Raw genomic sequence first — 25,969 nt, 5'->3', positions numbered from 1 at the left:
TCTATGGCCGTATCTATCCAGCAATTAACAAAAGTCTTCGGGACACAGCGGGCAGTCAGCGATATTTCTTTCGAAGCTGAAAAGGGGCGAATTACCGGCTTTTTGGGTCCTAATGGTGCAGGAAAGTCCACCACCATGAAAATGGCCACCGGGTATATCCGGCCTACAGCTGGTCAGGTGCTGATAGAAGGACTGGATGTGACAGATCACCCCCTCCAAACCAAGGCACTCACCGGCTATTTGCCGGAGCATAATTCCTTGTATCTGGATATGTACGTCAGGGAGTTTCTGCGATTCATAGCCAGTGCCTATGGACTGAAAAGCGCAGGCAAGCGGGTGGACGAAATGATTGAGCTCGTGGGACTGCAGCGGGAGCGTGGCAAGCGACTCAGTGCCCTTTCGAAGGGGTATCGCCAACGAGTGGGCTTGGCCAAAGCCCTGATTCATAACCCCAAAGTACTTATCCTGGATGAGCCCACATCGGGCCTCGATCCCAATCAGATTTTGGAAATTCGTCAGGTGATCAAAGACATTAGCGTGGACAAAACGGTGATCCTTTCCACCCACATCATGCAGGAGGTGGAGGCTATATGCGACCATGTGGTGATCATCGATCGTGGTGAGCTCGTGGCCAATGATCAGCTATCTGTGCTCAAAGAGGGACTCAATCATACCAATGGAATAATCATCGAATTTGAGCAACCCGTAGATCAGAGCGTGTTTATACAAGCCGGTTTCGAGCCTCAGCCTTTTGGGGCCAGCGCCTATTTGATTGAGTCTGATCGCTCAGACCTGAGGGCGGAGCTCCTTCGGATCACCTCCGAAAATGACCTGCCGTTGGTGAGCCTCACCAAATCACAGCAGTCACTGGAAGAAATTTTTCATCGCTTAACGCAAAAGACGGAAGCATGATCAGCATTTTTTTAAAAGAAGTCAATGAATTTCTGGACTCCCTGATTGCCTATGTGGTTATCGGGGTTTTTCTCATAGGAATCGGCCTGCTTATGTGGGTATTTCCGGATACCAACGTGCTCGACTATGGCTATGCCAGCATGGAGCCGCTCTTTAGCCTGGGGCCATACATGTTTATGTTTTTGATCCCGGCCATCACCATGAAATCTTTTGCCGAAGAGAAGCGCTCCGGAACCATTGAGCTTTTGCAGACGCTGCCCTTCAGGGATTCTCAGATCATTATGGGAAAATTCCTTGCCGGATTTTTTCTGGTTCTGTTTTCAGTGCTGCCCACCATCATCTATTACTACTCGCTGAGTTATCTCAGTAACCCGGTTGGCAACCTCGATACTCCAGGGATCATAGGCTCCTATATAGGCCTGGTGTTTCTGGGAGGTGTCTTCACGGCCATAGGCATCCTGGCCTCAGCCCTTACGGGAAACCAGATTGTTTCCTTCATTTTGGCGGCTTTTCTGTGTTTCTTTTTTTATGCCGGATTTGATGCCGTAGCGGAGATCAATCTCTGGGCAGACTGGTCCTATTACATCGCTGAGTTGGGCATTATGGCGCATTATACGTCTATCAGTCGCGGTTTACTGGACTTTAAGGATGTTGTCTATTTCGGGAGCCTGATGGCTCTGATGTTGCTATTTACACAATTAACCCTGGGATTCGGAAAATGAGGAAAAGTGGTTACAGATTGGGTTTGTGGTTGCACCTGGGCATAGGGGTACTGATTATTGTCTTGCTTTTTCAGGTAGCAGATCGCTATCGATTTCGCCTGGATATGACTGAGGAAAACCGGTACAGTATTTCTGATCCTACCAGAAACCTACTCAAAAGATTGGATGCAGATGTGATTGTGGAGGTATACCTGGCGGGGGAGCTACCGGCTAATTTCATTCGTTTTCAAAAGTCGATCCGTGAATTACTGGAGGAGTTCGCCATTTATACGGATGTGAATTTTGATGTGAAATTCGTGGACCCGGGAGAAGCAGCGAGCACCCGTGCCCGCAACCAGTATTTCCAGGGACTGATCAATCAGGGCCTGCAGCCTACCAATCTTAATTATACCATCGATGGCAAGAGCACTCAGAAACTGATCTTTCCGGGAGCGATTATTTCCTACGGCGGCCGGGAACTCGCTCTTAATCTGCTGAAAGGTAACAGGGCCAGTGGGCCGGAAGAGATTATCAACCAGTCCATCGAGGGACTGGAGTATGAGTTTGCCAATGCCCTGCAGCAGTTGGCTGGGACTGGCCGCAAAAGAGTGGGGCTGATTACCGGTCACAACGAGCCGGATACCAGTCAGTTGGCCGGATTGAATAACCTCGTTCTTACCAAATATGATTTGTTTAGGGTGAACCTACCCACTCGCACCACGCCGATTACTGGTTATGATTTGCTGCTGGTGACCAAGCCTACCACTGCATTTTCCGACCGGGAAAAATATCTACTGGATCAGTTTGTGATGAAGGGCGGAAGCGTTGCTTTCTTCCTGGATGCCCTAAGTGTAAATATGGACAGTGCAGCAGGCGATGGCACGGTGGCCATTCCATATGATACCCGTTTGGCGGATTTGCTTTTCAAATATGGGGTGCGCATCAATCAAAACTATGTAGCCGACCTCAACTGTGGTGACTTTCCGGTGGTGGCAGGAAACCTGGGTGATCAGGCCCAAATACGCATGCTGCCCTGGCCGTACTTCCCCATCATTACCAACTATGGTAAACATCCTGTGGTGAAAAACATGGACGCGGTGATGGTTCGCTTTGCTTCTACAATTGACACGGTGAAAGCCGTGGGTGTGGAGAAGATTCCCTTGCTGATGACTTCTGCTCATAGTAAAGTCATGGGCGCGCCGGTCACTGTGAGTTTCAATGACCTGCAGTCTGACCTGATGCCTGAGAAATTTCAAAGTGGGCCACGAACCGTGGGTTATTTACTGGAAGGAACGTTTACCTCACTCTATAAAAATCGGTTTCCACCTCAGGGATTCAAAAAGGAAGAGATGGTAGAAGATGGGGTGAAAAACAAAGTGGTGGTCATAGCAGATGGAGACCTGGTACGCAACGAGCTGAGCCTGGAAGATGGCAAACCGCTGCCTTTGGGAGTGGAACCCTATAGTCAGAAGACCTATGCCAATGAGGCCATGCTCATGAATCTGATAGACTATCTGGTGGACGAGGACGGGCTGGTGGAGACCCGGGCCAAAGAGGTGAAGATTCGCCCGTTGGACAAAGTGAAAGTGAAGCAGGAACGTACCAAATGGCAGGTCATCAATCTGGTGATTCCCATCGTGCTGCTGTTGCTTTTTGGAGTGCTCAAGATGATTTGGAGAAAACGCAGAAACAAGTACTAACATGACAACACATAATCGTAATCTGTTGGTGATTTTTATGGGACTGCTGCTGGTCAATGTCTTGTTTTTCTTTTTGGGAAGCCAGCGAACGGGTGTCTCTTTTGACGAAAACAAATTCATACTGGCAGATACTGCGGGAATAAGCAATATCCAGATCGGTGAGGGAGTGGCATTATCCAAAAACACGGGAAAGTGGCGTGTGAATGATCAATATCCTGCTGACCCGTCTGTTCGGCAACTGCTCTTTTCCATCCTGACGAGGGTGAAAGTGAAGAAACCAGTGGATATAGAGCCCGAAGAAGGTATTGAAGTAGCCGTAGGCGGGGCAAACCCGTTGAATTTCAGAGTTTGGGGAAATCCTACCAAGACCAAGACCTATTTTGCACTGACCGGAAGTGAGGAGGTTTATGAGGTGCACATCCCCGGATACAATGAGTACCTGGGGGGACTTTTCGAACTGAAGCCTGCCCAATGGCGCGATCGGCTGGTGGTGGATGCCAGTTGGAGGACGATTCAAAAACTGACTTTGGATTATCAACAGTCAGATGACTCAGATTTTACCATCAATTTCGACAAGGACTTCTTTGTCGTAGAGGACATTGCCCCCATTGACTCCAATGCAGTGGTCAACTATCTCAACCTGTTTCAACTCTTTCAGACCAACGAATGGTTGAGTGCCGGTCGGTTTGAAAAATACGACAGCCTCTCTAAAATGCCACCACTTGCTACCCTCACCATTGAGGCCATCAATCAGGAGGCACCTGTGGTTATAGACATTTTTCCGAAGTTATCCGGAGATCGCTTTTATCTGCTAATGACCTATGAAGGATCCATGCTGGTGGTAGATGACAGGCGAATGAAGGAGATTTTATTGAAAAAGGAGGATTTTAAGTATAAAAAATAGGACCCAGACCACATTGAGGGACCATTCAATCGAAAGATTATTATTAGGGAAACCAATTCTCCGGTATATTTTTTTCCAATGACAATTTCGGGTTAAATTTGACGCCCAATTGAAATCGTGAATCCATGAAATTTATAGTATCATCATCTTACCTGCTTAAGCAACTTTCTGCCATCAATGGTGTGATCACAACGAATCCCGTGGTGCCTATTCTTGAGAATTTTCTTTTTGAAATCACAGATGGTACTTTGACGATCACTGCATCTGATCTTCAGACAAGCATGATCACTGAGCTGGAAGTGGAAGCTAAGGAGAATGGAAGTATTGCCATTCCCGCCAAGATTCTTTTGGAGACACTCAGAAACTTGCCTGAGCAGCCGGTGACCTTTTCCATCGATGCGGATACTTATAGCATAGAGATCAATTCGGATAACGGTAGATACAAGCTAAGTGGCGAGAACGCAACGGACTTCCCTAAGATCCCTACAGTGTCTGATGGGTATGCGGTGAATATGTCATCGGGAGTACTGGCCCAGGCCATCAACAGCACCATCTATGCCACCAGCAATGATGAACTAAGACCTGCAATGACAGGGGTATACATCAAACTGGATGAGACCAATACCACCTTTGTGGCTACGGACAGTCACCGACTGATTAGATACCGACGAGTGGATATTGCCTCTGACATGGCGCACAATATGATCATTCCAAGGAAGGCACTGACGCTTTTGAAGTCTACACTTCCTTCTGAAAATACCAACGTTAACCTTGAGTTTAACGCTTCTAATGCATTCTTCAGCTTCAACAATGTGAAGATGATATGCCGACTGATCGATGAGCGATTCCCGGATTACGAGAACGTGATTCCTTCAGACAATGAGAATGCGATGAACATCAACAAGAGTGAGCTCCTGAGCTCTCTGAAGCGGATTGCCATTTACGCCAATAAGACCACTCATCAGGTGCGGTTGAAGATCACAGGTAGTGAATTGTTGATCTCTGCTGAGGATTTGGACTTCTCCAACGAAGCCAGTGAGCGATTGTCTTGTGAGCATGACGGAGAGGATATCGAGATTGGCTTCAATGCCAAGTTTTTGATCGAAATGCTCAACAACATGGACGCGGAAGAGATCACCTTGAAACTCAACGCACCGAACCGAGCAGGTATCATTTTACCTGTAGAGAAAGACGAAAACGAAGACATTCTTTTACTGGTGATGCCAGTGATGCTGAACAACTACGTGTAAGTAGATTCGGTCAACTTTATAAAAAAGGGGCTCTTGAAAATTTTCAGGAGCCCCTTTTGTGTTTTTTGTCTATGATTATTTTTTCTTCCTGGCTCCGCCACCCCGGCCTTTTTTCTCGGGCGTTTTGTCTGCCAGCTCTTTACACTCGGCATAGGTCAGCTCCTCGGGTACCTTGTCTTTCGGGATTTTCACATTCTTCTTCCCAAACTTGATATAGGCGCCGTACCTACCGTTGAGTACCTGCACTTCAGGGTCTTCATCAAAGGTCTTGATAAACTTGTTGGCATCTGCTTCCCGCTTAGCCAGGATCAGCTCTATGGCTTCTTCTTCCGTCACCGTGAGGGGATCCATCTCTTTTGGAAGGGAAACAAACTTGCCATCGTGGCGGATATATGGACCAAAGCGACCAATGGCGGCAGTCATCACCTTGTCTTCAAACTCACCCAGATTACGAGGTAGCTTGAAAAGTTCAAGGGCTTCCTCTATGGTGACGTTTTCAAGAAACTGACCTTTCTTCAGACTGGCGTACTGAGGCTTTTCGTCATCTTCCTTTTCGGGTGATTCCCCCAACTGCACGTAGGCGCCGTATTTGCCCATCCGTGCGTAGATGTTTTTGCCGGTCTTAGGGTCTGTGCCCAGCTCCCGCGCCGCAGAGATATCCGCACGTTCCAGACTATCGGTGTTTTCCACTTTCGTGTGAAACTTGCCGTAAAATGACTGGATCATTTGCTCCCAGGCTTTGGTGCCATTGGCTATGTCGTCAAACTCTTTCTCCACATCTGCGGTGAAAGAGTAATCCACTACATTTTCGAAATGTTCTACCAGAAAATCGTTGACGATCATGGCAATATTGGTAGGGAAGAGTTTGTTTTTCTCTGCCCCGGTCATTTCGGTTTTTGTGGTTTTGTTGATCTGCCCTTTGGCCAGTACTAGCTCCACATACTGTCGCTCCTTGCCATCACGTGATTCCTTGATCACGTACTCACGCTTCTGTATGGTAGAGATGGTAGGGGCATAAGTAGACGGTCGGCCGATCCCTTTTTCTTCCAACTGCTTCACCAGACTGGCTTCAGTATATCTGGCCGGAGGTCTGGTAAAACCTTCTTTTCCCAGCATTTGCTGTAGGTCCAGTTTCTGCCCTATGGCCAGGGGAGGGAGCATCGATTTTTGTTCTTCGTCTTCGTCATCATCGGTGGACTCCAGATACACTTTTAGGAATCCTTCAAATTTGATCACTTCACCACGTGCCACGAGCACTTCGTCGGTGGTGGAGATACTGATGGTGGCGGTTGTTTTTTCCAGCTGAGCATCAGCCATCTGCGAGGCGATAGCCCGCTTCCAGATGAGCTCATAAAGTCGGCCTTCTGCTGAGCCCGCACTCACCGACTGTACATGGAAATCTGTAGGACGAATTGCTTCGTGAGCTTCCTGTGCAGATTGCGATTTGGTTTTGTAAGACCGGTTTTGAATAAAGTCTTTGCCATAAGAGCCGGATATTTCCGAATTCGCACTGGCGATGGCCTCTTGTGACAGGTTTACAGAGTCAGTTCTCATGTAAGAGATCTTACCTGCCTCGTAGAGCTTTTGGGCCAGTGACATGGTATAGGACACTGAGTAGCCTAGTTTCCTACTGGCCTCCTGCTGGAGTGTAGAAGTGGTAAAAGGAGGAGCCGGACTTTTCTTGGCCGGTTTGGTCTCCAGGTTACTGATTTCAAAATCGGCACCTGTGCAGAGGTTGAGAAAAGCCTGTGCTTCTGCTTCAGTTTTGAAACGTTTGCCCAATTCTGCCTGAAGCACTTTTCCCTGATCCAGGTCAAACAAGGCCGAGATCTTGAAACTAGACTGAGCTTCAAACTGATCTATCTCACGCTCTCTTTCTACCACCATGCGGACAGCTACGGACTGTACCCGACCGGCAGATAATCCCCGGCGTACTTTTTTCCAAAGGACAGGGGATAACTCAAAACCTACCAATCTGTCCAGAATTCGTCTGGCTTGCTGTGCATTGACCAGGTCTATATCAATTCCCCGAGGATTCTGTATGGCGTTTTGAATCGCATTTTTGGTGATCTCACGAAAAACAATTCTTCTTGTATTGGAGTCATTGAGGTTCAGTGCTTCTTTCAAATGCCAGGAAATGGCCTCTCCTTCACGGTCATCATCACTCGCGAGGTAGATGGTCTCAGCTGCCTTCGCCAATTTCTTGAGTTCTCTGATGACCTCCTTTTTGTCTGCTGAAACCTCATAGGTGGGTTTGAAGCCGTTGGCAATGTCTATGGCCTTATCTCCTTTGGGGAGATCTCTTACATGACCGTAAGATGACTTCACTTGGTAATCGCTACCCAAATACCCTTCTATCGTTTTTGCTTTTGCCGGAGACTCTACTATTACCAGGTTTTTTGCCATGCTCAGATTTTTTAAGGTGGTAAATATCTTGAAATTTTATTAATTACCTAAAGAATAGCACCTTCTGGGTTTAAAGGTTTCTTTAGCTTTAGCTGGTGAGTTAACCAAAAAAAATCGAAATGGTTAAGAATCTTTATTTATTGCGGCACGGACAGGCCGAGTATGGTTTCCAGGGATCTGATTTTGACCGATCATTGACTGTGAATGGTGTGATTCAGCTTCGGTCTTTGGGTCAGGCCATGAAGTTGAAGTCTTTTTATCCTGACAAAGTGTACTGCAGTACCGCCAACAGAACCCAGCAAACAGCCGAGATATTCACTGAAGAACTGGATTACACATTGCCGGTGCATTACATGGAGGAAATATATGAAGCCTCAGTGCGCACGCTCTTCGAACTGATCACCAAACAGGATGAAGCAGATAGCGTGATATTGATCATTGGTCATAACCCCGGCATTTCCTACCTCTATGATTACCTCACAAGTGCCAACTTTGGAGACATGACTCCCGGGGAGCTGGTCAGGATCGAGTTTGAGGACCTGGCTTGGTCAGAGATCTCCAAAGGGGTGGGCTTTAAGAAAACCATCTAACTACTTCGGTGTGAGTGTGGAGAGAAATGCCCTAAACTCTTCCGTGTCATATTTAGCCATGCCGTGGCGGGTGAGCACTACCTGACCATCCGGAGAGATGACATAGGTGGTGGGGATGGAGCTGGGGTTGTACGGTGAGGGCAGTGGAGACTCCAGGAAGTATACCGGGAGCTCAAATCCTTTTCTGTCAACGAACCTCCGGGCCTTGTCCCGATCTTCATCCAGTGAGATCATCACGAAGGTCACGTCCTTCCCCATTTTCTGGTAGAGGTCTTCTATGTCTGGCATCTCCGCAATACATGGTGGACACCAGGTCGCCCAGAAATTAAGAAAGATCGTTTGGCCCCGAAAGGTTGAAAAACTGACTGGTTTGCCGGCGATATTAGAAAGCCTGAGATCGTAGCTGGCTGTTGCCTTCTCATCATCTGCCTCGGGCTGCATGATTCCTGTGGCCAGAACCACCCGCTGAATTTGTCCGATCACCTCGGTATGCAGTCCGGTGACATAAAGTGTCAGACCCACTACCACAATAATGGTCCATTCTATCAGTTCTTTTCTGTAAGATTTCTTGCTCATTTTTCTGCTTCTGAAAATATTCTCATTTATCTAACGCAATCTTTCTGATAAAATCAGAGAAATGATATTTTTGGCGCCCGATTGTCGGGACCACGCCTAAACGAATTACGTTAGAACAAAAATTACCGGATGTTTTCTCCTTTTGAAAACATCAATTATAAAACAACAACATGATCAATTACGCTGCTAAGATAGCCCAGGAACTCTCATTACAACCCCGCTTTGTAGAAGCCACCACCACCCTATTGGATGGGGGTGCCACTGTGCCTTTTATTTCCCGATACCGGAAGGAACTCACAGGTACCATGGATGAAGTAGAAGTGGCGGCGGTAAGGGATCGACTGGCCCAGCTAAGGGATTTGGATAAACGCAGGGAGGCGATTCTTAAGTCCATAGAAGAGCAGGAAAAGTTGACTCCCGAACTAAAGAAGAAAATAGAAGCTGCTGAAACGATGGCTGCCCTGGAAGACCTTTATCTTCCTTACAAACCCAAGCGAAAGACCAAAGCTTCCGTAGCCAAAGAAAAGGGACTGGAGCCCCTGGCCAAAGTATTGTGGCAACAGGGAAATGTATCACCTGAGCAGGAAGCGGAGCAATACATCAGTGAGGAGAAAGGTGTGGAAGATGTGAATGCCGCGCTACAGGGTGCCAGGGATATTATGGCTGAGTGGATCAGTGAGGATGCGGAGGCCAGACAGAAGATCAGAGACCTGTTTAAGGCCGAGGGGATGATTAGCTCCAGGGTACTCAAGGGAAAAGAGGTAGAAGGCCAGAAGTACAAAGATTACTTCGAATGGGAGGAGTCATTGAAGACCATCCCATCTCACAGACTACTGGCCATCCGTCGTGGTGAGCGGGAGGGAATCCTGATTATGGACACATTTGTGCCTGAAGAGTCAGCCATTGATCGGTTAAGCCGACAGTTTGTGCAGGGCTCCAATGCCGCGGCTGAACATGTAGCTACAGCCCTCAAAGATTCATACAAAAGACTCATCAAGCCGAGTATAGAGACCGAGGCACGGATGGAAAGCAAGAAAGCTGCCGATACCGAGGCTATTTCGGTATTTGTAGATAACATCAAGCAGCTCCTAATGGCCGCTCCACTGGGACAAAAAGCAGTATTGGCATTAGACCCGGGCTTCAGGACGGGGTGTAAAGTGGTGTGTTTGGATCGTCAGGGGAAGCTTTTGGAACATACGGCTATTTATCCCAATGAGCCCCAAAAAGACATTCATACTTCTGCGGCCATTATCGGTGCCCTGTGTCAGAAGCATAGCATAGAAGCCATCGCCATAGGCAATGGAACTGCCAGTCGGGAGACAGAGCAGTTTGTGAAGGGCATAGGCTTACCCGCCAGTATCATCGTGGCCATGGTCAACGAAAGTGGAGCCTCTATTTACTCCGCTTCGGAGGTGGCTCGTGAAGAGTTCAAAGATTATGACCTTACCGTACGTGGAGCGGTGAGTATCGGCCGCCGAATGATGGATCCATTGGCGGAGCTGGTGAAGATAGATGCCAAATCCATCGGTGTAGGACAGTATCAGCACGATGTAGATCAGAATGCCCTGAAGCATTCTTTGGATGATACTGTAATGAGTTGTGTGAATGGCGTGGGGGTAGAGCTCAATACGGCGAGCAAGCAGCTTTTGACTTATGTATCTGGTTTGGGGCCACAGCTGGCTGAAAACATTGTCAAGCACAGAAACGAAAATGGGGCATTCAAAAGTCGGGAGGATCTGAAAAGCATTCCCCGACTTGGAGATAAAGCATTTGAACAGGCGGCAGGTTTCCTAAGGATCAAGGGGGCTAAAAACATACTGGATGAAAGTGCCGTGCATCCGGAACGCTACAATACGGTGTACACCATGGCCAAGGACCTGGGCTGTACGGTGGAGGATCTTGTAAAAGATCAAAACCTGAGGAGCAGGATCGATTTGAAAAAGTATGTATCTGACGATCTTGGTTTGCCTACCTTGAAGGATATTCTGGCGGAGCTGGCCAAGCCGGGGCGTGATCCTCGTGAGCAGTTCGAGACTTTCGCATTTGCAGACCATGTGCATGAAATCAAAGATTTGTCTGTGGGTATGAAGCTTCCAGGTATCATTACCAATATCACCAAATTTGGGGCGTTTGTGGATGTAGGGGTGCACCAGGATGGTCTGGTACATGTGAGTCATCTTTCGGATAGCTTTGTGTCTGATCCTACCAAGGCGGTGAAACTGCAGCAAAAGGTGATGGTGACGGTGTTGGAGGTAGATGTACCCAGAAAGCGGATTTCACTTTCCATGAAGTCGGACCCTTATGGTAAGTCGGCTCCCAAGCAGGACCGTAAAAAGAGAGAAGAAAAAGAACCGGAAGGAGACTTGCAAGCCAAACTGGCCATGCTCAAGGGTAAATTCGGTAAATAAATATGAAAAGATCGCTACTCCTTTGGATGACATTTTTCGTAGCCCTGATGGGTTGCGAAGATGAGACCTATTATCCACCCGGCTTATATGGCTACCAGGTGGAGCGTCTGATATCCGGAGGAGAAGACAAGGTTTGGGAGCTTGCTGGTTTAGAGGTAGATGGTCAGACTCAGAGCATTGAAGGCTGTGCCAATGCGGTGGAGCTACATGTTTACCAGGGGACTACAGCCATCGACGTATATCAGATCACTACCTGTGAGGTGCCGGATACTTTATATTATGGTGAAATGACTGCTTCAGAAGCGGGCTCATCTGCCTCGAATACGAATGTGTTCACAGACTCGCTCCTTTTTGAGAACGGAGAAGTGAATTATGTCATCGTGAAAGAAGTAACCTCCCTCAGACTAAAATTCGACCGTTACATTGGTGGTGTAAAATCCACCTATCAGTGGGTGGCGCGCTAGTTTTTAATATTCATTCACCACATTCACCATATGGGCGGCCATGAGGCCGGCAGTTTCTGTGCGAAGCGTACTCTTTCCGAGACTTACTTTTCGAAATCCCTGACTCAACGCTTCTGTTACTTCCACTTTCGAAAAGTCACCCTCAGGCCCGATTAGGGTGATGACCTCCTGACTGGATTTTAGTTCGTTGGAGAGATAAGGCAAATCCGGCTCGACCACTGCGATGAATTTTAGTCCGTTGTGATCGGCTTTTAGGAAATCCTTCAGTTTGACCATGGGATTGATCCTCGTCAGAAATCCACTTTTGGATTGTTTGAGAGCACTCACGGCTTTTTTTTCCAGGCGTTCAGTCCGCATCTTATTCCTTTCGCAGTTGTCAGTAAGGACAAAACTGATCTCGTCTACACCCAGCTCGCACGCTTTCTCCACAAACCATTCTATCCGGTCAGTATTCTTAGTAGGAGCAATGGCGATGTGATTGTAAAAGGGGCGCGGCTCCAGTTGCGTTTTTTGGGTGATTTCAAATTCACAGAGCTTTCCTGTAATGGATGTAATCACTGCATGATAAGCCATTCCCTTGCCATCGAAGATGCCTATTTCATCTCCTGCTTTTTTGCGGAGCACTTTTACACAATGCTGGTACTCATCATCTGTGAGATGGAATACCCCTTCTGATGTTTTGGGCTGAAAGAAATAGAGCATCAAACTGTTTTTGGAATGGCTAAATTAGGAAATCCTAAGTACTTAATGCCGATCGTCAGATGAATGGACTTCTTTGAAATATTGGCGCGGGGTGCATCCTTTGATTTTCTTAAAGGCCCTGTTGAATGTGGGCTTGGAATTGAACCCCACGCTGAAGGCAATCTCCAAAAAGGACGCCGAGTCACCTGAAGCTTCTACTTTTCGGATAAATTCATCTACCCGGTAAGTATTGATCAGTTCGGTAAAGTGCTGGTCAAATTGCTCATTGATCACCCGGGAGAGCGTATGTGAGGCGGTAGGGATCATATGGGCCATACTTTCCAGGGTGAGTTCCGGTTTTAGATAGATCTGATCGGTTTCCAGTAGTTTGATCAGTTTGTTTTTGATGCTGGAGATCTCATCCTGATTGATTTTTTGATCCTGATATTTCTTTTTCTCCCGGAGCACTTCCGGATGCTTCACGGCATAGTAAGCCAGTGCAAAGATGATGAGTGAAAAGAGCAGCCAGAGTACGTCTATGAGGTTTTCGGAGATGTAAAGGAGATCCGTGTTCAAAATCCGCCCCGAAATGTAGATCACCACCACGATGAGCCACAGGCCGAGATAGATGGCTTTGATGTTTAAGACATAGTCCAGAAATCGCAGGTATTTTTTTTGTTTCTCGTTGAGGTGCTCCTGTGTACTGTAACCCGCGAGGATTCGCTTACAGATGATCCAGTAGGCACTATTGAAAAGCAGGGCCAGTACACCGGTGATGGCGAAATAGGGGAAGAGCTCTTTGTCCAGTACTTTGTAGATAAAAGTCTGCCGCTCCAGCGCCAGGTAAGGCAGGTAAAGGGCAAACTGCACGAGAAACGGAATGAACTGGGGCCAAATTCGGGACCATTTGACTTCTATGACCAGCAGCTTGTGAATGTACAGATAGAAGATGGGTCCATAGGTAAATAGGATCAGCTCCGGAACAAAGAGCAATTTTGGCTCCCAATTGAATACATCAGGATCAAAAGTGGAGGCCCTGCCCAGTACCGAAATGGTGATGAGAACCAGCAGGACACTCAATATTGAATTGGCTGTTTTGTTTTGGTTGCGTATGGTATTGATCGCCACTACCAGCAGCAGGCCCTGAATAGCTGCAATGATGAGAAAATACATGTAGATGGTGTAGGAGTGAGATGAGATGTCCTCCCACGACTCTACAGTCATGTGTACCGTTTGCTCAGGTGCCGTGCTGATCAGTAATCTGTTTGGTCTTGCACGTCCGTTTTTGCGAGCCTCTACAGAACTCCATGTGCCTCTGGTGATTTTATATTGGAGCGTATCACTGCTGTGGAGCAGGTGCAGGACAAGTGTGCCATCAGGGGATCTTTGAAATTTTCGCTCTGCCTTATCGGTGACCCAACCATCTATATCGGTGACCAGGTAGATAGAAGCATCATGTGGCGTGTTGGCTGGTACTGCGTCAACAATAAAAGTGGTGTGGTACTTTGGAGCTTCATCCGCACCAAAACCAGTAAGGCTCCACACACAGCAGAGCAACCCCCATAAAATTACCTTTCTGTTCACCGCTGACAAGGAAATTATGATTTCGCAATAATATAAGATTTTCGAAACTACAATCTATTGATTTTTCAAAAACAACGAACCTTTATTTTAAAAGTGTCAATTTATAAAATGAAGCGAACGGATCGTTTTATTAAAGGAGATTGGTTTTCACATTAAGCGAAATATAGGGACGTAAGTCCCATCCACCAACCAATTACCTATGAGCTTCAAAAGTATTTTTTTCACCCTGTTCTTTACCTGTTCCGGAATCATAGTGTTCTCCCAGGGAGTGGCACTTTCTGAGGATGAGGTGCCCCCTCATATTGTGGCCAGGCACTATGCTGATCATCAAGGAAGTCTCGCAGTGGGCTGGCAGCAAATAGAGATGGAGGGAGCCAACAGATACATGGCCACCTATGCCGAAGATAAGATACGGCGTGAGACCATTTACAACAAGAGTGGAAGACCACTGTTTGAATCCACCATACATGAGGGTGATTTACCCCTTATGATGAGTTACTATGTCGAGGACAGATTTGGCAAATTCAGGGTGGTGGAGTTTAAAAGCACCAAAGACCTCTCGAATGAAATCATGCGATACACGCTAGTGGTGAAGGCCAAGGAATATGGAGAGCTCGAGCTTGCTTTTGATAATGAAATGAACCCCATTGAGTCACGGACAGCCCTGGCTTCCTATGACTAATGTTACTTGAACGTAAACCAGATTTAATAACAACCTAATTCAAAAACTACTAATCCATTTCCAACTTATGAAAACTACCTTTAGAATGATGAAAACCAAACATTTAAGTCTGCTGCTTGCCGTTTTGGCAGGTGGTTTTTTGATGTCCTGTGAAGAGGATGACGGTGCGGAAAACGCACTGCTCGATGCCCAAAATGAAATCAATGTGGTGGATGTGACCACCCATGATGGCCGTCCGTTTTCTACCGGAGTAGAGCCTCAGTCCAACGCCAAGTATGTAGGCGGACCCGGCGGAGGTGTGATGATGCAGGGTTTCTACTGGGATGTGCCAGCCGGTGGTACATGGTGGAACACCGTGAAGAACAAGACTACTGCCTGGGCCAATGCTGGGATCAAAGCTATCTGGCTGCCGCCTGTCTCTAAGGCACAGAATGGTCCTTACTCGATGGGCTATGATCCTACAGACTACTACGATTTTGGAAATTACAACCAGAACGGTACTGTTGAAACACGGTTTGGTTCAAAAACAGAGCTTCAGGCATTGATCACTGCAGCACACGGTCAGAGCATGGAAGTATATGCTGATATTGTTATCAACCACAACAGTGGAGGACAGTCTGAAGCTAACCAGTACACCGGGGGAAACACCTGGACCAACTTCAATGGAGTGGCTTCTGGTAAGTTCAAGAGAACTCAGCATGATTTCCATCCCAACTGGGTGCATAGCAATGATGGCGGCAGTTTTGGTGGCTTCCCTGATCTGTGTCATGATGTGCCTTATGTGCAGGATTGGCTATGGGGCCGCTCAGATGCTGTGGCTAAGTACTACAAAAACACCATGAAATTTGATGGTTGGAGATTTGACTATGTGAAGGGATTTGAGCCCTGGGTAGTCAATTCTTGGAACAATGCAGTTGGCGGATTCTCAGTAGGAGAGCTGTGGGATTCGGATGTAAACTACCTCAACTGGTGGGCAAATAATGCGAATAGTTCGGTATTCGATTTCGCCGCTTACTACAAAATGAATGATGCTTTTGATGGTAACAACCTGAATAAGCTGAACGATGACATGATGTGGAAGCGAAATGCTTACAAAGCGGTGACCTTTGTGACCAATCATGATACGGACGAAATCTACAACAAGATGCTGGCCTATGCCTACATCCTTACCCATGAAGGGTACCCCTGTATTTTCTATCAGGATTATGAAACCTGGTTGGACAAAAACAAGCTGAACAACCTGATCTGGATTCACAACAATAAAGCCACAGGTAATACCAGCATTCTCTACACCGATACTGATGAGTATGTGGCCCGTAGAAATGGCTATGGTGGCAACCCAGGTTTGATCGTTTACATCAATAATTCCAATAGCTGGCTGACTCGTTGGGTACCTACCAACTGGAACAATACCCAGATCAAAGATTTCACAGGTCACTCCGGCTGGTACCCTACCACACAGAGTGGTGGCTGGGTAGAGATTCAGTGTCCTCCGAAGAGCTACAGTGTGTGGTCTCCAAATATTTAGAATATACAATCGTTTGTATTAATACTTCTTCAAAAAGGCCACCCGTTTGGGGTGGCTTTTTTGCGTTTCTGAGCTATATTCAAGGCTATGAGGCATTTTTTATTAATCGCCGGGCTCATGCTCATCGGCCAGCTGGCAGTTACTGGTCAGGATTTCAACCTTTCGGGAACGGTAGTAGATGAGAGGGGAGAGGAAATTATCGGAGCGGGGGTGCTGTTGGAAGAGCTCGGGTTGGGTACTTCTACAGACCTGAACGGGAAGTTCAAACTCTTTGCCCCCAAGAGAAATTATACACTGATCGTGCAGTATCTGGGGTACAAGGAATACAGAAACACCATTTACCTCAATCGTCACATTGACCTGACCGTGCGGATGGAGAGCACCTTCACCCAGCTACAGGAAGTAGTGAAAACCGCAAGGGCAGAGGATTATCGGATCAAATCCATCCCCGGAGTGGAGCGCCTCACCATCAAAGACGTTGAGGACGTGCCCCTGCTAATGGGCGAGCTTGATATTGTGAACTCCATACTCTTATTGCCGGGGGTGTCCAATGCCGGGGAAGGTTCCACGGGGTTCAATGTACGTGGCGGAAAGGTGGATCAAAACCTTATCACCCTGGATGGATCAGAGGTGTTCAACTCCTCACATTTGCTGGGATTCTTCTCCATTTTCAACTCTGATGTCATCAAGGATTTCACCCTGTACAAGGGTCATATGCCAGCTACTTTTGGTGGACGACTATCGTCGGTGCTGGATGTGAATACGCGCGAAGGCAGCTATGAGCAAATGGAGGGATCTGTGACGGTAGGCCCCGTCACCAGCAAGCTGTCTTTCGAAACCCCGATCATTCAAAACAAGCTTTCTGTGCTGGCCGCGGCCAGGTTTGCTTACCCCAACTGGGTGATCGGCCAAATGAAAGATTATGATGTGAAGCGCAGTAAGGCCGTTTTCGATGATCAGAACCTGATTTTGGGCTACCGAATTAATGATCGGAATAAAGTAAATCTATCGTTCTACAGAAGCTTTGACCGTTTTCGCTTTAGCGACGATTTTGAATTCAACTGGGGCCATGTAATGGGTAGCCTGACCATGCAAAATGTAATTTCGGATGTGTTTCTCCATGAACTGAAGATCAATCATGTGGACTATCACAACCGGCAGTATGATGTGGCAGAGGACTATGAGATCCAGAATGGAATCGCCAGCACCTCACTGAAGGATAATTTTCTCTATGAGGGCTTTACCAACCATCAGATCAACATGGGATTGGAAATCAAAGACTATCATCAGAAACCGGAGGAGCGTCTGGCAGGAGGCCGATCTGGTGTGGTACCTGCCCATGTAGAAAAGGATAGGGGGGTGCTGGGCAGCATATATGTAGACGATGAGTGGGCCCTTGGGAAGCTGACGCTTTCTGGTGGGCTCAGGTACAACTACTATGTTATGCTGGCTCGAAATGAATTTTTGCTCTACGAATTAGGTCAACCAAAATCACTGACTAATATCGTAGACACGGCGCATGTGTCAGCGGGAGATGTGAACTATGCCAATCTGGAGCCCAGGGTGGGGCTTAACTTTCTGATGACCCCCAACATCTCGCTGAAAGCCAGTTATAACCGGGTGTATCAGTACCTTCACCTGATTTCCAATACCACCTCTGCCACACCGATAGATTTGTGGCAGGTCAGCACCTTTCATATAGAACCCCAGCAGTCGTCTAATTACAGCCTGGGCATGAGCTTCACCAATGACCGTCGGAGGTGGCAAAACTCCGTGGACGTATTTTACAGAGATATCAGTAACATTTACGATTACCGCGACTTTGCTGATCTCCTGCTCAACAATCACCTCGAAACAGAATTGCTGCAAGGGCAAGGCAGGTCTTATGGACTGGAGTTTCTCTTCGAAAAGCAAAAGGGAAAGTGGACCGGTTGGTTGGCTTACACGCTTTCCAAATCTGAAAACCTGGTCAATGGACCTTCTGAGACAGAGCGAATCAACGACGGAAAGTGGTACCCGTCCAACTATGACCAGCGGCATAACCTCTCCGTGGTGGCCAAACGTGACCTGGGAGGCGACAAGGCTTTTTTCTCTGTGAACATGGTTTATAACAGTGGTCGTCCTTTCACAGGCGTGGAATCCAGTTATTACTTCAACAATGCCGTGGTGCCACTCTATAGTTCCAGAAACAAATACAGGATTCCGGATTATGTCCGTTTTGATGTTGGTTTGGGATTTAATTCGGTTTTCAAAAAATGGGAGGATCAGCTGAACTTTTCAGTATACAACCTCTTTGGCCGGGCCAATGCTTATTCTATTTACTACAGAAAGCCGACCAGCACGGCCATTATCCCGTTCAGCTATAAACTGACTGTACTCGGTCAGGCATTTCCATCTATTACCTATACCGTCAGTTTCAAATGAGGATTACCCGTTTTATGAAGTTAATGAGTCGCTGGCTGATGGGGGTATTGATCCTGTGGGGATGTGAAGAACCCTATGATTTTGAAGAGGATAAGGATATTGAAAGGCCCATTATTATCACCGGGTATATCGATCAGTCCAGTGGGCCCTATTTTGTGAAAGTAAGCCAGGCCAGTGCGACAGGTTCGCTGCCTGCCAATGTGCTGGCAGCATGTGTCATCTTGTATGATGAATCCGGGACTTCAGAGGAATTTGAAGAGGTGGGTGACGGTGTCTACAGGTGCCCGGGAAACACCGTCCATGGGGAGCCGGGAGGTAGTTATCATATCGAAGTGAAATTATCTACTGGTCACGTTTTTCGGTCTGTTCCTGAAACCATGCCAGCACTACAGGCATCTGATTCTCTGAACTGGAAGGAAACCCTCGATGTGCGCACGGCCAGTACAGGACTGGATTTTAAGGTGCCGGTGGTGAGTATTGACATGACCACCAGCATCCCTCAGACCAGTGAGCCTCTGTATTTCAACTGGGTGGGTGCCGAAAGTTTTTCCATTATCCCCACGGATTTTCCGGATCCATTTGGGTCCATACCGCCACCCTGCTATGTTACCCGGTATTTTGGGTCTGAGAAAATCAATCTTTTCAGCAACCTCCAAAATAAGGCACCTTCCTATACTTTCGAAGGATTTTGGATCAGGGACATTGACGACTCATTTCTGACCAAACACATCTTCACGGTCTATCAATATGGAATCTCCAAGGGGTACTATAGTTACCTGCAAAGTGTGAAAGTACTGGTGGAGAACAACGGGTCATTGTTTGATTCGCCTCCGGGCAGGGCTGTTGGTAATATTTATCCTGTAGAGGGCGATGCCCTGGTGCAGGGATATTTTCATGCTTCCGTGGTGGATACTACCCGAATGGCCGTTTTTCCCAATGAACTGATAAGCTTCATCATTGACGATTGTGAGTACACTATAGGCAAGCCTTTTAGTGAGTATGATGCCCATTGTCTCAATTGCCTCAACTATCCCGGGAGTACATATGAGCGACCCGAGTACTGGACCAAAGTGTATTGAAAATGAAATATTTCACTCACTTGATTGTCTGTCTGGTTCTGGTTTCGGCTTGTGAAACGCTATACCTTCTGGATGAGGACAAGGATGTGGCCCGGCAGATTGTCATTTCGGGATATATCAATCAGGGACCGGGGCCCTATCATGTGAAGATTCAGCAGACTTCCTTCACCGGTGAAGCACCCACGGATGTATTCAATGCGCAGGTGACCCTCGTGGATGAGGGAGGGAATAGAGAGGATTTTGTGGCCCAAACCTTCATTCAGGATAATAAATCCAAAGTGAATTACCGATGCCCGGCCAATATAGTGAAGGGATATCCCGGTCGATCTTACCACATAGAGGTGGTACTGGCAGATGGCAGGAGATATGAAACCGAGCCGGATCGGATGCCTTTCTACCAGGGCCAGGACGAAATCAGCTGGGAGGAGACGGAACTGATCACTACCTCCACTTTAGGGTTGGATGTGTCGGTGCCTGCGGTGAAATGCCACCTGACCACCCGCTTTCAGCAGCAAGATGAGCCCATTTTTCTCACCTGGCTGGGTGAAGAAACCTATGCCTTTTTCCAAACGGATTTTCCGGATCCGTTCAACAATACACCACCTCCGTGCTACATCATCCGGCCTATTGGTGCGGAAGACCTCAACCTGTTTACCAATGTGGGGTATACCAAAAGCGAATTTGAGGTGCCAGCGATCATCACCAGGGCCATCGACAAATCCTTTCAGATCAAGCACATCTTCACGCTGTATCAGTACTCCATGTCAGAGCGAAATTTTCAATACATGCGGAGCATAGAGGCTCTGACGGAAAACTCAGGCTCTCTCTTCGATACTCCACCCGGAGTGGCTTACGGCAATGTGATTCCCGATCAGGAAGACGAAAATGTTCAGGGCTTTTTTCAGGCTGTGCTGATGGATACCACCCGCATAGCAGTATTTCCCAATTTCCTCAACACCCAGGTCTCGGACGACTGTGCCTATCTCAGCGGCACCTTTGAGTATGATTATCCTAATATATGTAAGAACTGCACGCTCTTGCCCAATGCTTCCTTAGAAAGACCCGATTATTGGGTGGATACGAACTAATCACAACTTCTCGCACAGAGTGGGGATCAATTCCGCAAAAGCCTTTTGAAGCCGCCCTCTGAGGAGTTGTCCCGACTTGTTTTCGATCTTTCGTCCATCGATTTCATGAATCGGGGTGAGCTCTCCCATGGTTCCGGTGGCAAAGACCTCATCGGCATTGTAAAACTCTACCAGCGACAGGTTTTTTTCAAAAACCGGAAGGTCAAGTTTCCGAGCCAGATCCATTACCAATCCACGCGTGATTCCATGCAGGCAGGCATCGGCATAGGGGGTATACAGCACGCCCTCCTTGGCCATGAAAAGGTTGGTGTCATTCAGCTCTGCCACAAATCCCTGATGATCCAGCATGATGGCCGCATCCACGTTCGCAAAGTTGGCCTGCACCTTGGCCAGAATGTTATTGAGCAGATTGGCATGGTGAATCTTGCTATCCAGGTATTGCGGGTTGTTTCTGCGCTGAGTGCTGGTGATCACTTTTATACCCTTTTCATTGTCGTAAACAAGCGGTTTCCACTCCGCCAGCACAATCAGACACGGCCCTTTTTGATTCAGACGAGGATCCATTCCTGAGGTGACTTTTTCACCTCGCGTAAGGGTGAGCCTAATGTGGGTGTCTTCTGTCATTCCATTGGCCTGCAGGGTAGCTTTGATGGCCGATTTGATGGTTGGGTCTGAAGGGACACTTTCAAAAGCCAGTGCTTTGGCTGATTCGCGCATCCTGCGCAGGTGATGATCCAGGCAAAAGACACCTTCCTTATATACCCGCAGACCTTCCCAGATGGCGTCTCCGCCCTGTACAGAGGAGTCAAATACGGAAACTTTGGCTTCTGAGCGATCCATCAGGCGATCATCCACCCAGATCTTGATGTCTTCGTTTTTGGGATTATATTTTTGTAGCATTCGTTTTGTTAAATTGGGGTTTGACACTTGAAAATTATGCGAATTTTTCCATTAATCACCCTGCTTTTACTGTTTATCACTGCGTGCAACCCGGAGCAGAAGGTCCCAACGGACTGGCAACTGACTGGCTTCATCAAGATGGACGCCAACAACCCTGTGCTCACTCCGGACACCACTACTTTATTTGTGGATCCCATCAAAGGGGATACCGTCAAATGGGAGGGGAAGGATGTCTTCAATCCGGCCTCTGTAGTGAGGAATGATACCCTGTTTTTGCTCTACCGTGCGGAGGATTTTGTTGGTAGATACAACGGAACCTCGCGTATCGGGCTGGCTTATTCACTGGATGGGCTTCACTTCATCCGATACCCTCAGCCGGTGTTTTTCCCTCAGGAGGATGAAGCCAAAATATATGAATGGGAGGGTGGTGCTGAAGATCCCCGCATTGTGGAGGATGAAAATGGCCGCTACATCATGACCTACACGGGGTATGATGGAGACCTGGCCCGGCTGCTGCTGGCCACCTCCAATGATCTGATCAATTGGACAAAATATGGGTCTGCTTTTGCCAGGCAGGAAGACATAGACCGCTGGTCTAAGTCAGGGTCCATTGTATCTGAAATGAGGGACGGGCGACTCATTGCAAAGAAAATCAATGGTCAATATTGGATGTACTTTGGAGATACGGACTTGTTTTTGGCAACTTCTGACGACCTGATCAAGTGGACGCCAGTGAAAGATGCCGATGGGGAATGGATCAAGGTGCTGAGTCCCCGTGAGGGAAAGTTTGACAGTGATCTGGTGGAACCCGGTCCGCCGGCCATGCTGACGAAAAATGGAATTTTACTGATCTACAACAGCCGAAATGCCTTGGATGATCGATATGATCCCACTTTGGCTCATGGTACCTACTCTGCCGGCCAGGTGCTGTTTGATCCTGAGCATCCCGAGCGGATTCTTGCGCGTGCGGAGGATTACTTTTTCACCCCCGACAAGGACTATGAGATCACAGGCCAGGTTAATAATGTTTGCTTCCTCGAGGGACTGAGTTTGTATAAAGGTCAGTGGTTTGTGTATTACGGTACCGCCGATTCTAAAATAGCCGTGGCGGTGGCACCGGAACGAGATGGATTATTTAACTGATTCGGATGACTGGAGAAACCAATTTGACCACCCTGATCAGAAGTATGATGCCGGAACTGCAGCCAGGGGAGTATGTGTTTGCTTCAGTGACCAACCTCTCAGGCATCAGCCGGGAAGATACGATTTGTGAGTTCAGAGAGGCTGAAGGCACCACTGTGGTGCTGGAAAGAAAACGGGCAGACGCTCTGGGGATTTCTTACGACTTTGTGGCTTCCTGGATCACGCTCAAGGTGCATTCCTCACTGGCTGCCGTAGGCCTCACAGCGGTCTTTGCCACAGCCCTGGCCAAAAGCAACATCAGCTGCAATGTGATGGCCGGCTATTATCACGACCATATTTTTGTAGATGCAGGGGACGCACAGCGTGCTGTTGATGTGCTCAGGGGCCTGTCTGCGGAGGCTGACCCGCTGAGATTTCTGTAGATTTATCCTGCACCGGGATGAGCCCAAACGACTCAATCACCCCTTCTGCGTGTTTGCTTTTCAGGTATTGTAAAAAACCGCTGATCGCGGGGTTGTTCGTATCCCGGTAGTAGATTCTCAGTCCGCGTTTCAGTGGGTATTTCCCATTTTCCAGATTCCGATGGGTGGGTGCTTCAAATTGGGTCTGTGTGCTGTCAGACGGTAGCTTCATGTTGTGAACACTTTCTGTAAAGTACGCAAAGCCAATGAAGCCAATGCCGTTGGGATTACTGCTTACTTTAGCCACAATTTCTGCATTATCATGTGCTACTTTGGCAGTAGGGGCCAGCTGCTTTACCCCGAAATGCTCTACAAAAAATTGCTGCGTACCGGAGTTTTCATCCCGGATGATGGGTAAGATGAGGCCGGGTCTGCCTCCAAGTTGATTCCAGTCATAGACGGTGCCCGAGTAGATTTTTTGTAAACTTTCATCACTCAGAGAGTCAATGGGGTTATTTTGGTTGGTGATGACCACAATGGCATCATAAGCAACCACCGCCTCACTCACATGGTGATCGGATCCCAGGGTTTTTTCTAGGTCAAAAGGAAACGAAGAGAGCCCAATCTCGGCTTCATGATTTTTGATGGCCATCAGCCCCGTGCGGCTGCCACCTCCCTCTAAACTGATGATGATGCTGTCCTGACGTTTTTCAAAATCATTTTTGAGCTCCAGAAAAGTTTCATACATGGATTCACTACCCTTGATGCGGAGTTGATAGTGGTTGATCTCTGGCTGGCTGCAAGCCGCTATGGTGAGCAGCGCAATAATAGATGCGTAATGGATTGTCTTCATGGTTGTAAATGAAAACACGAAGCTAGAGTACGAACCTACTACCGCACTCAACAGGCCTGTTAAGGAATAACTAACAATATGTTAGCTTTTGATAAAGCCTACGCTTTTAGGGCATCTTGGGCCATTTTCTCATATAGGGGTAAAGCAGCGCTATACAATGCTTCACATTCAGGAGGGAACTGCACCCAGTCCGGATTCTTCTTTTGGAAACCCGTGGACGCATGCACATTCTTGTACCAGTATTTAGCCCACACGCCATCCTCTGGCAGGGCATCAGCCTTCCACCGGAGCATGGAGGGCTCGAAGGTGAGGCCGAGAGATTCGCACAGTTGTCGGAGTACCTTGTCAGGATTTTTCAATACTTCATTGGAGTCGATTACAGGACAGCTTTGAGTTTTCCTCAGTTTTTCAAAAAGTTCATATTGCCTGGCGACCCCAATATCAGTCATCTGTGGGTTGGGAATGACTTTTGAGAAAGAGGTGATCAACTGGCGGGGATCACGGATCAGAAAGACATTTCGATAATCCTCCAGAAAATCGATGTTCATGTTGATCAGGTGATGGGCCATGTTTTTCACAAAGACCACTTCATGCTGGCTGGCGGTATGCTGGATCCAGTTGCGTACTTCGCTCACTGTTTTGGGTTGACTGGCTATGATTTCCTCCTTTCCCGGATGATCTGCCCCGATGAGGTTAAGATAGTAGCCATAAAAGGGCTCATCCATCACTTTGGTGTCGGATCTGTGCGCAAAAGAATACATGAGCGCAGTGGAGATGTTTCGGGGCGAAGAAATGAGGTTGATGATCATCAGATATTGGTTTAATACTGAAATATATAACCAAAATCGCGAATCTGGCGTTTTGCCTACCATGAGACAAGCTCCAATATGGTTGATTGCGGTTTTCCTGTGTGGTTGTATGCAGTTCAGGTTAGAGCAAGAGGCGTTTCAGGAGATATTCAAAGACCGCCCCATTCAGCCGGTTTTGGAAACCATTGAAGTGGACAGTAATCACGTGCATTATGTCTACATAGATCGGGGTAAACCCAATCTGGCAGTGTTTATTCATGGATCTCCCGGTTCGTGGAGTGCGTTTATTGATTTTTTCAAAAATGATTCCCTCCTTCAAACCTACGATGTGCTCTCCATCGATCGTCCCGGATTTGGCGATTCGGACTATGGTCGGCCAGAGCCTTCATTGCAAAAACAAGCCTACTACCTGGAGCAGGTGATCAGTCGATTTGATCAGCCCAACAAAGTGATGGTTGGTCACTCCCTTGGCGGCCCGGTGGCCGCCCGGATCGCCATGGACTACCCGAGTCTTACGCAGGCCATGGTGCTGGTGGCTCCTTCTGTGGACCCTGCCATGGAGCGCTATGAGTGGTACAGAACGTGGATAGAAACGAGAGTGGGTGGCTGGGTGACTCCCACGGACTTTTGGGTGAGCAATGAGGAGATTTTGCCCCTTAGAGCGGAGTTGGAGAGTATGCTGCCCCTTTGGATGGCGGTACAAATTCCGGCTGTAGTCATTCAGGGGACCAAGGATATGCTGGTTCCCAAAGAGAACGCAGCATTTGTGCGGAGAATGATGGGAGATTCACTGGCTGATATCCGATATCTGGAGGGAGTGAACCATTTCATCCCTTGGAGTCATCCCCACAAAATCGTAGAGGCGCTGGAAGCGCTGGCCTGGTAG

General features: G+C 47.7%; 23 protein-coding genes. 16 read left to right on the top strand and 7 right to left on the bottom strand.

The window, feature by feature from the left end; all coding sequences use genetic code 11:
• Positions 1–3 precede the first annotated feature (3 nt).
• The 5 genes from GV030_RS18535 to dnaN all read left to right on the top strand — a co-directional run bounded on the left by GV030_RS18535 (position 4) and on the right by dnaN (position 5,467).
• Positions 4–912, top strand: coding sequence for an ATP-binding cassette domain-containing protein (locus GV030_RS18535; protein WP_159584853.1), 909 nt, complete (start codon positions 4–6; stop codon positions 910–912).
• The gene (gene gldF, locus GV030_RS18530; RefSeq protein WP_159584852.1) at positions 909–1,634 is read left to right on the top strand and encodes a gliding motility-associated ABC transporter permease subunit GldF; all 726 of its coding nucleotides are present in this window, start codon (positions 909–911) and stop codon (positions 1,632–1,634) included. Before GV030_RS18535 ends, gldF begins: the two co-directional genes overlap by 4 nt.
• The gene (gene gldG / locus GV030_RS18525) at positions 1,631–3,313 is read left to right on the top strand and encodes a gliding motility-associated ABC transporter substrate-binding protein GldG (RefSeq protein ID WP_159584851.1); all 1,683 of its coding nucleotides are present in this window, start codon (positions 1,631–1,633) and stop codon (positions 3,311–3,313) included. Before gldF ends, gldG begins: the two co-directional genes overlap by 4 nt.
• A 1-nt stretch (position 3,314) precedes the next feature.
• Positions 3,315–4,217: a hypothetical protein gene (locus tag GV030_RS18520; protein WP_159584850.1), complete on the top strand. Its 903-nt coding sequence runs from the start codon at positions 3,315–3,317 to the stop codon at positions 4,215–4,217.
• A 125-nt stretch (positions 4,218–4,342) separates the two neighbouring features.
• Entirely contained in the window at positions 4,343–5,467 is a 1,125-nt protein-coding gene (gene dnaN / locus GV030_RS18515) for a DNA polymerase III subunit beta (RefSeq protein ID WP_159584849.1), read from the top strand.
• 75 nt (positions 5,468–5,542) lie between these two features.
• Here dnaN and topA read toward each other — a convergent pair whose 3' ends face one another.
• Complete coding sequence (gene topA / locus GV030_RS18510) at positions 5,543–7,873, bottom strand: type I DNA topoisomerase (RefSeq protein ID WP_159584848.1); 2,331 nt, start codon at positions 7,871–7,873, stop codon at positions 5,543–5,545.
• Between the two features lie 119 nt (positions 7,874–7,992).
• Here topA and GV030_RS18505 point away from each other — a divergent pair, with 119 nt between their 5' ends.
• Complete coding sequence (locus GV030_RS18505; RefSeq protein ID WP_159584847.1) at positions 7,993–8,463, top strand: histidine phosphatase family protein; 471 nt, start codon at positions 7,993–7,995, stop codon at positions 8,461–8,463.
• Here the strand turns inward: GV030_RS18505 and GV030_RS18500 are convergent, their stop codons facing one another.
• The gene (locus GV030_RS18500; protein WP_159584846.1) at positions 8,464–9,039 is read right to left on the bottom strand and encodes a TlpA disulfide reductase family protein; all 576 of its coding nucleotides are present in this window, start codon (positions 9,037–9,039) and stop codon (positions 8,464–8,466) included. It lies immediately after the preceding gene.
• Between the two features lie 170 nt (positions 9,040–9,209).
• Here GV030_RS18500 and GV030_RS18495 point away from each other — a divergent pair, with 170 nt between their 5' ends.
• Entirely contained in the window at positions 9,210–11,447 is a 2,238-nt protein-coding gene (locus GV030_RS18495) for a Tex family protein (protein ID WP_159584845.1), read from the top strand.
• A 2-nt stretch (positions 11,448–11,449) separates the two neighbouring features.
• Positions 11,450–11,911, top strand: a complete 462-nt coding sequence (locus GV030_RS18490; RefSeq protein WP_159584844.1) for a hypothetical protein — start codon at positions 11,450–11,452, stop codon at positions 11,909–11,911.
• Between the two features lie 3 nt (positions 11,912–11,914).
• On the opposite strand, the gene GV030_RS18485 is transcribed toward GV030_RS18490, so the two are convergent.
• On the bottom strand, positions 11,915–12,613 hold the full coding sequence (locus tag GV030_RS18485) for a 16S rRNA (uracil(1498)-N(3))-methyltransferase (RefSeq protein ID WP_159584843.1): 699 nt from the start codon (positions 12,611–12,613) through the stop codon (positions 11,915–11,917).
• A 42-nt stretch (positions 12,614–12,655) separates the two neighbouring features.
• Complete coding sequence (locus tag GV030_RS18480; RefSeq protein WP_159584842.1) at positions 12,656–14,176, bottom strand: AraC family transcriptional regulator; 1,521 nt, start codon at positions 14,174–14,176, stop codon at positions 12,656–12,658.
• Positions 14,177–14,375: 199 nt separating this feature from the next.
• On the opposite strand from GV030_RS18480, the gene GV030_RS18475 reads away from it, so the two are divergent.
• From GV030_RS18475 to GV030_RS18455, 5 genes are all read left to right on the top strand, one after another.
• A complete protein-coding gene (locus tag GV030_RS18475) occupies positions 14,376–14,858 on the top strand; it encodes a hypothetical protein (protein WP_159584841.1) in 483 nt (160 codons plus the stop codon).
• A gap of 85 nt (positions 14,859–14,943) precedes the next feature.
• Positions 14,944–16,386 carry an alpha-amylase gene (locus GV030_RS18470; protein WP_255465545.1) on the top strand — a complete coding sequence of 481 codons (1,443 nt, stop codon included), beginning with the start codon at positions 14,944–14,946 and terminating at the stop codon, positions 16,384–16,386.
• 87 nt (positions 16,387–16,473) lie between these two features.
• Positions 16,474–18,810, top strand: a complete 2,337-nt coding sequence (locus GV030_RS18465) for a TonB-dependent receptor (protein WP_159584840.1) — start codon at positions 16,474–16,476, stop codon at positions 18,808–18,810.
• Between the two features lie 23 nt (positions 18,811–18,833).
• Positions 18,834–19,889: a DUF4249 family protein gene (locus GV030_RS18460; protein WP_159584839.1), complete on the top strand. Its 1,056-nt coding sequence runs from the start codon at positions 18,834–18,836 to the stop codon at positions 19,887–19,889.
• 2 nt (positions 19,890–19,891) lie between these two features.
• Positions 19,892–20,977 (top strand): DUF4249 family protein, encoded by a 1,086-nt coding sequence (locus GV030_RS18455; RefSeq protein ID WP_159584838.1) that lies wholly within the window; start codon positions 19,892–19,894, stop codon positions 20,975–20,977.
• Here the strand turns inward: GV030_RS18455 and GV030_RS18450 are convergent, their stop codons facing one another.
• Complete coding sequence (locus tag GV030_RS18450; RefSeq protein WP_159584837.1) at positions 20,978–21,877, bottom strand: aminotransferase class IV; 900 nt, start codon at positions 21,875–21,877, stop codon at positions 20,978–20,980.
• Between the two features lie 36 nt (positions 21,878–21,913).
• Here GV030_RS18450 and GV030_RS18445 point away from each other — a divergent pair, with 36 nt between their 5' ends.
• Both GV030_RS18445 and GV030_RS18440 read left to right on the top strand, forming a co-directional pair.
• Positions 21,914–23,020 carry a glycoside hydrolase family 130 protein gene (locus GV030_RS18445; protein ID WP_159584836.1) on the top strand — a complete coding sequence of 369 codons (1,107 nt, stop codon included), beginning with the start codon at positions 21,914–21,916 and terminating at the stop codon, positions 23,018–23,020.
• 5 nt (positions 23,021–23,025) lie between these two features.
• Entirely contained in the window at positions 23,026–23,442 is a 417-nt protein-coding gene (locus GV030_RS18440) for an ACT domain-containing protein (protein ID WP_159584835.1), read from the top strand.
• Here GV030_RS18440 and GV030_RS18435 read toward each other — a convergent pair.
• Positions 23,399–24,274, bottom strand: a complete 876-nt coding sequence (locus tag GV030_RS18435; protein WP_159584834.1) for a substrate-binding domain-containing protein — start codon at positions 24,272–24,274, stop codon at positions 23,399–23,401. The genes GV030_RS18440 and GV030_RS18435 overlap by 44 nt on opposite strands.
• Before the next feature lie 98 nt (positions 24,275–24,372).
• Complete coding sequence (locus GV030_RS18430) at positions 24,373–25,083, bottom strand: sulfotransferase family protein (protein WP_159584833.1); 711 nt, start codon at positions 25,081–25,083, stop codon at positions 24,373–24,375.
• Between the two features lie 61 nt (positions 25,084–25,144).
• Here GV030_RS18430 and GV030_RS18425 point away from each other — a divergent pair, with 61 nt between their 5' ends.
• Positions 25,145–25,969, top strand: a complete 825-nt coding sequence (locus tag GV030_RS18425; RefSeq protein ID WP_159584832.1) for an alpha/beta fold hydrolase — start codon at positions 25,145–25,147, stop codon at positions 25,967–25,969.

Source organism: Marinoscillum sp. 108 (assembly GCF_902506655.1).
GTDB lineage: Bacteria > Bacteroidota > Bacteroidia > Cytophagales > Cyclobacteriaceae > Marinoscillum > Marinoscillum luteum.
Note: the sequence above shows the minus strand (reverse complement) of the source record. Positions and strands in the feature narration are given on the sequence as shown.

Coding starts and splice junctions, on each gene's coding strand:
- GV030_RS18445 (WP_159584836.1), top strand. CDS start 21,914: ATGCGAATTTTTCCATTAATCACCCTGCTTTTACTGTTTATCACTGCG.
- GV030_RS18435 (WP_159584834.1), bottom strand. CDS start 24,274: ATGAAGACAATCCATTACGCATCTATTATTGCGCTGCTCACCATAGCG.
- GV030_RS18520 (WP_159584850.1), top strand. CDS start 3,315: ATGACAACACATAATCGTAATCTGTTGGTGATTTTTATGGGACTGCTG.
- dnaN (WP_159584849.1), top strand. CDS start 4,343: ATGAAATTTATAGTATCATCATCTTACCTGCTTAAGCAACTTTCTGCC.
- GV030_RS18455 (WP_159584838.1), top strand. CDS start 19,892: ATGAAATATTTCACTCACTTGATTGTCTGTCTGGTTCTGGTTTCGGCT.
- GV030_RS18425 (WP_159584832.1), top strand. CDS start 25,145: ATGAGACAAGCTCCAATATGGTTGATTGCGGTTTTCCTGTGTGGTTGT.
- GV030_RS18440 (WP_159584835.1), top strand. CDS start 23,026: ATGACTGGAGAAACCAATTTGACCACCCTGATCAGAAGTATGATGCCG.
- GV030_RS18450 (WP_159584837.1), bottom strand. CDS start 21,877: ATGCTACAAAAATATAATCCCAAAAACGAAGACATCAAGATCTGGGTG.
- gldG (WP_159584851.1), top strand. CDS start 1,631: ATGAGGAAAAGTGGTTACAGATTGGGTTTGTGGTTGCACCTGGGCATA.
- GV030_RS18490 (WP_159584844.1), top strand. CDS start 11,450: ATGAAAAGATCGCTACTCCTTTGGATGACATTTTTCGTAGCCCTGATG.
- GV030_RS18500 (WP_159584846.1), bottom strand. CDS start 9,039: ATGAGCAAGAAATCTTACAGAAAAGAACTGATAGAATGGACCATTATT.
- GV030_RS18475 (WP_159584841.1), top strand. CDS start 14,376: ATGAGCTTCAAAAGTATTTTTTTCACCCTGTTCTTTACCTGTTCCGGA.
- topA (WP_159584848.1), bottom strand. CDS start 7,873: ATGGCAAAAAACCTGGTAATAGTAGAGTCTCCGGCAAAAGCAAAAACG.
- GV030_RS18430 (WP_159584833.1), bottom strand. CDS start 25,083: ATGATCATCAACCTCATTTCTTCGCCCCGAAACATCTCCACTGCGCTC.
- gldF (WP_159584852.1), top strand. CDS start 909: ATGATCAGCATTTTTTTAAAAGAAGTCAATGAATTTCTGGACTCCCTG.
- GV030_RS18485 (WP_159584843.1), bottom strand. CDS start 12,613: ATGCTCTATTTCTTTCAGCCCAAAACATCAGAAGGGGTATTCCATCTC.
- GV030_RS18460 (WP_159584839.1), top strand. CDS start 18,834: ATGAGTCGCTGGCTGATGGGGGTATTGATCCTGTGGGGATGTGAAGAA.
- GV030_RS18535 (WP_159584853.1), top strand. CDS start 4: ATGGCCGTATCTATCCAGCAATTAACAAAAGTCTTCGGGACACAGCGG.
- GV030_RS18505 (WP_159584847.1), top strand. CDS start 7,993: ATGGTTAAGAATCTTTATTTATTGCGGCACGGACAGGCCGAGTATGGT.
- GV030_RS18495 (WP_159584845.1), top strand. CDS start 9,210: ATGATCAATTACGCTGCTAAGATAGCCCAGGAACTCTCATTACAACCC.
- GV030_RS18470 (WP_255465545.1), top strand. CDS start 14,944: ATGATGAAAACCAAACATTTAAGTCTGCTGCTTGCCGTTTTGGCAGGT.
- GV030_RS18465 (WP_159584840.1), top strand. CDS start 16,474: ATGAGGCATTTTTTATTAATCGCCGGGCTCATGCTCATCGGCCAGCTG.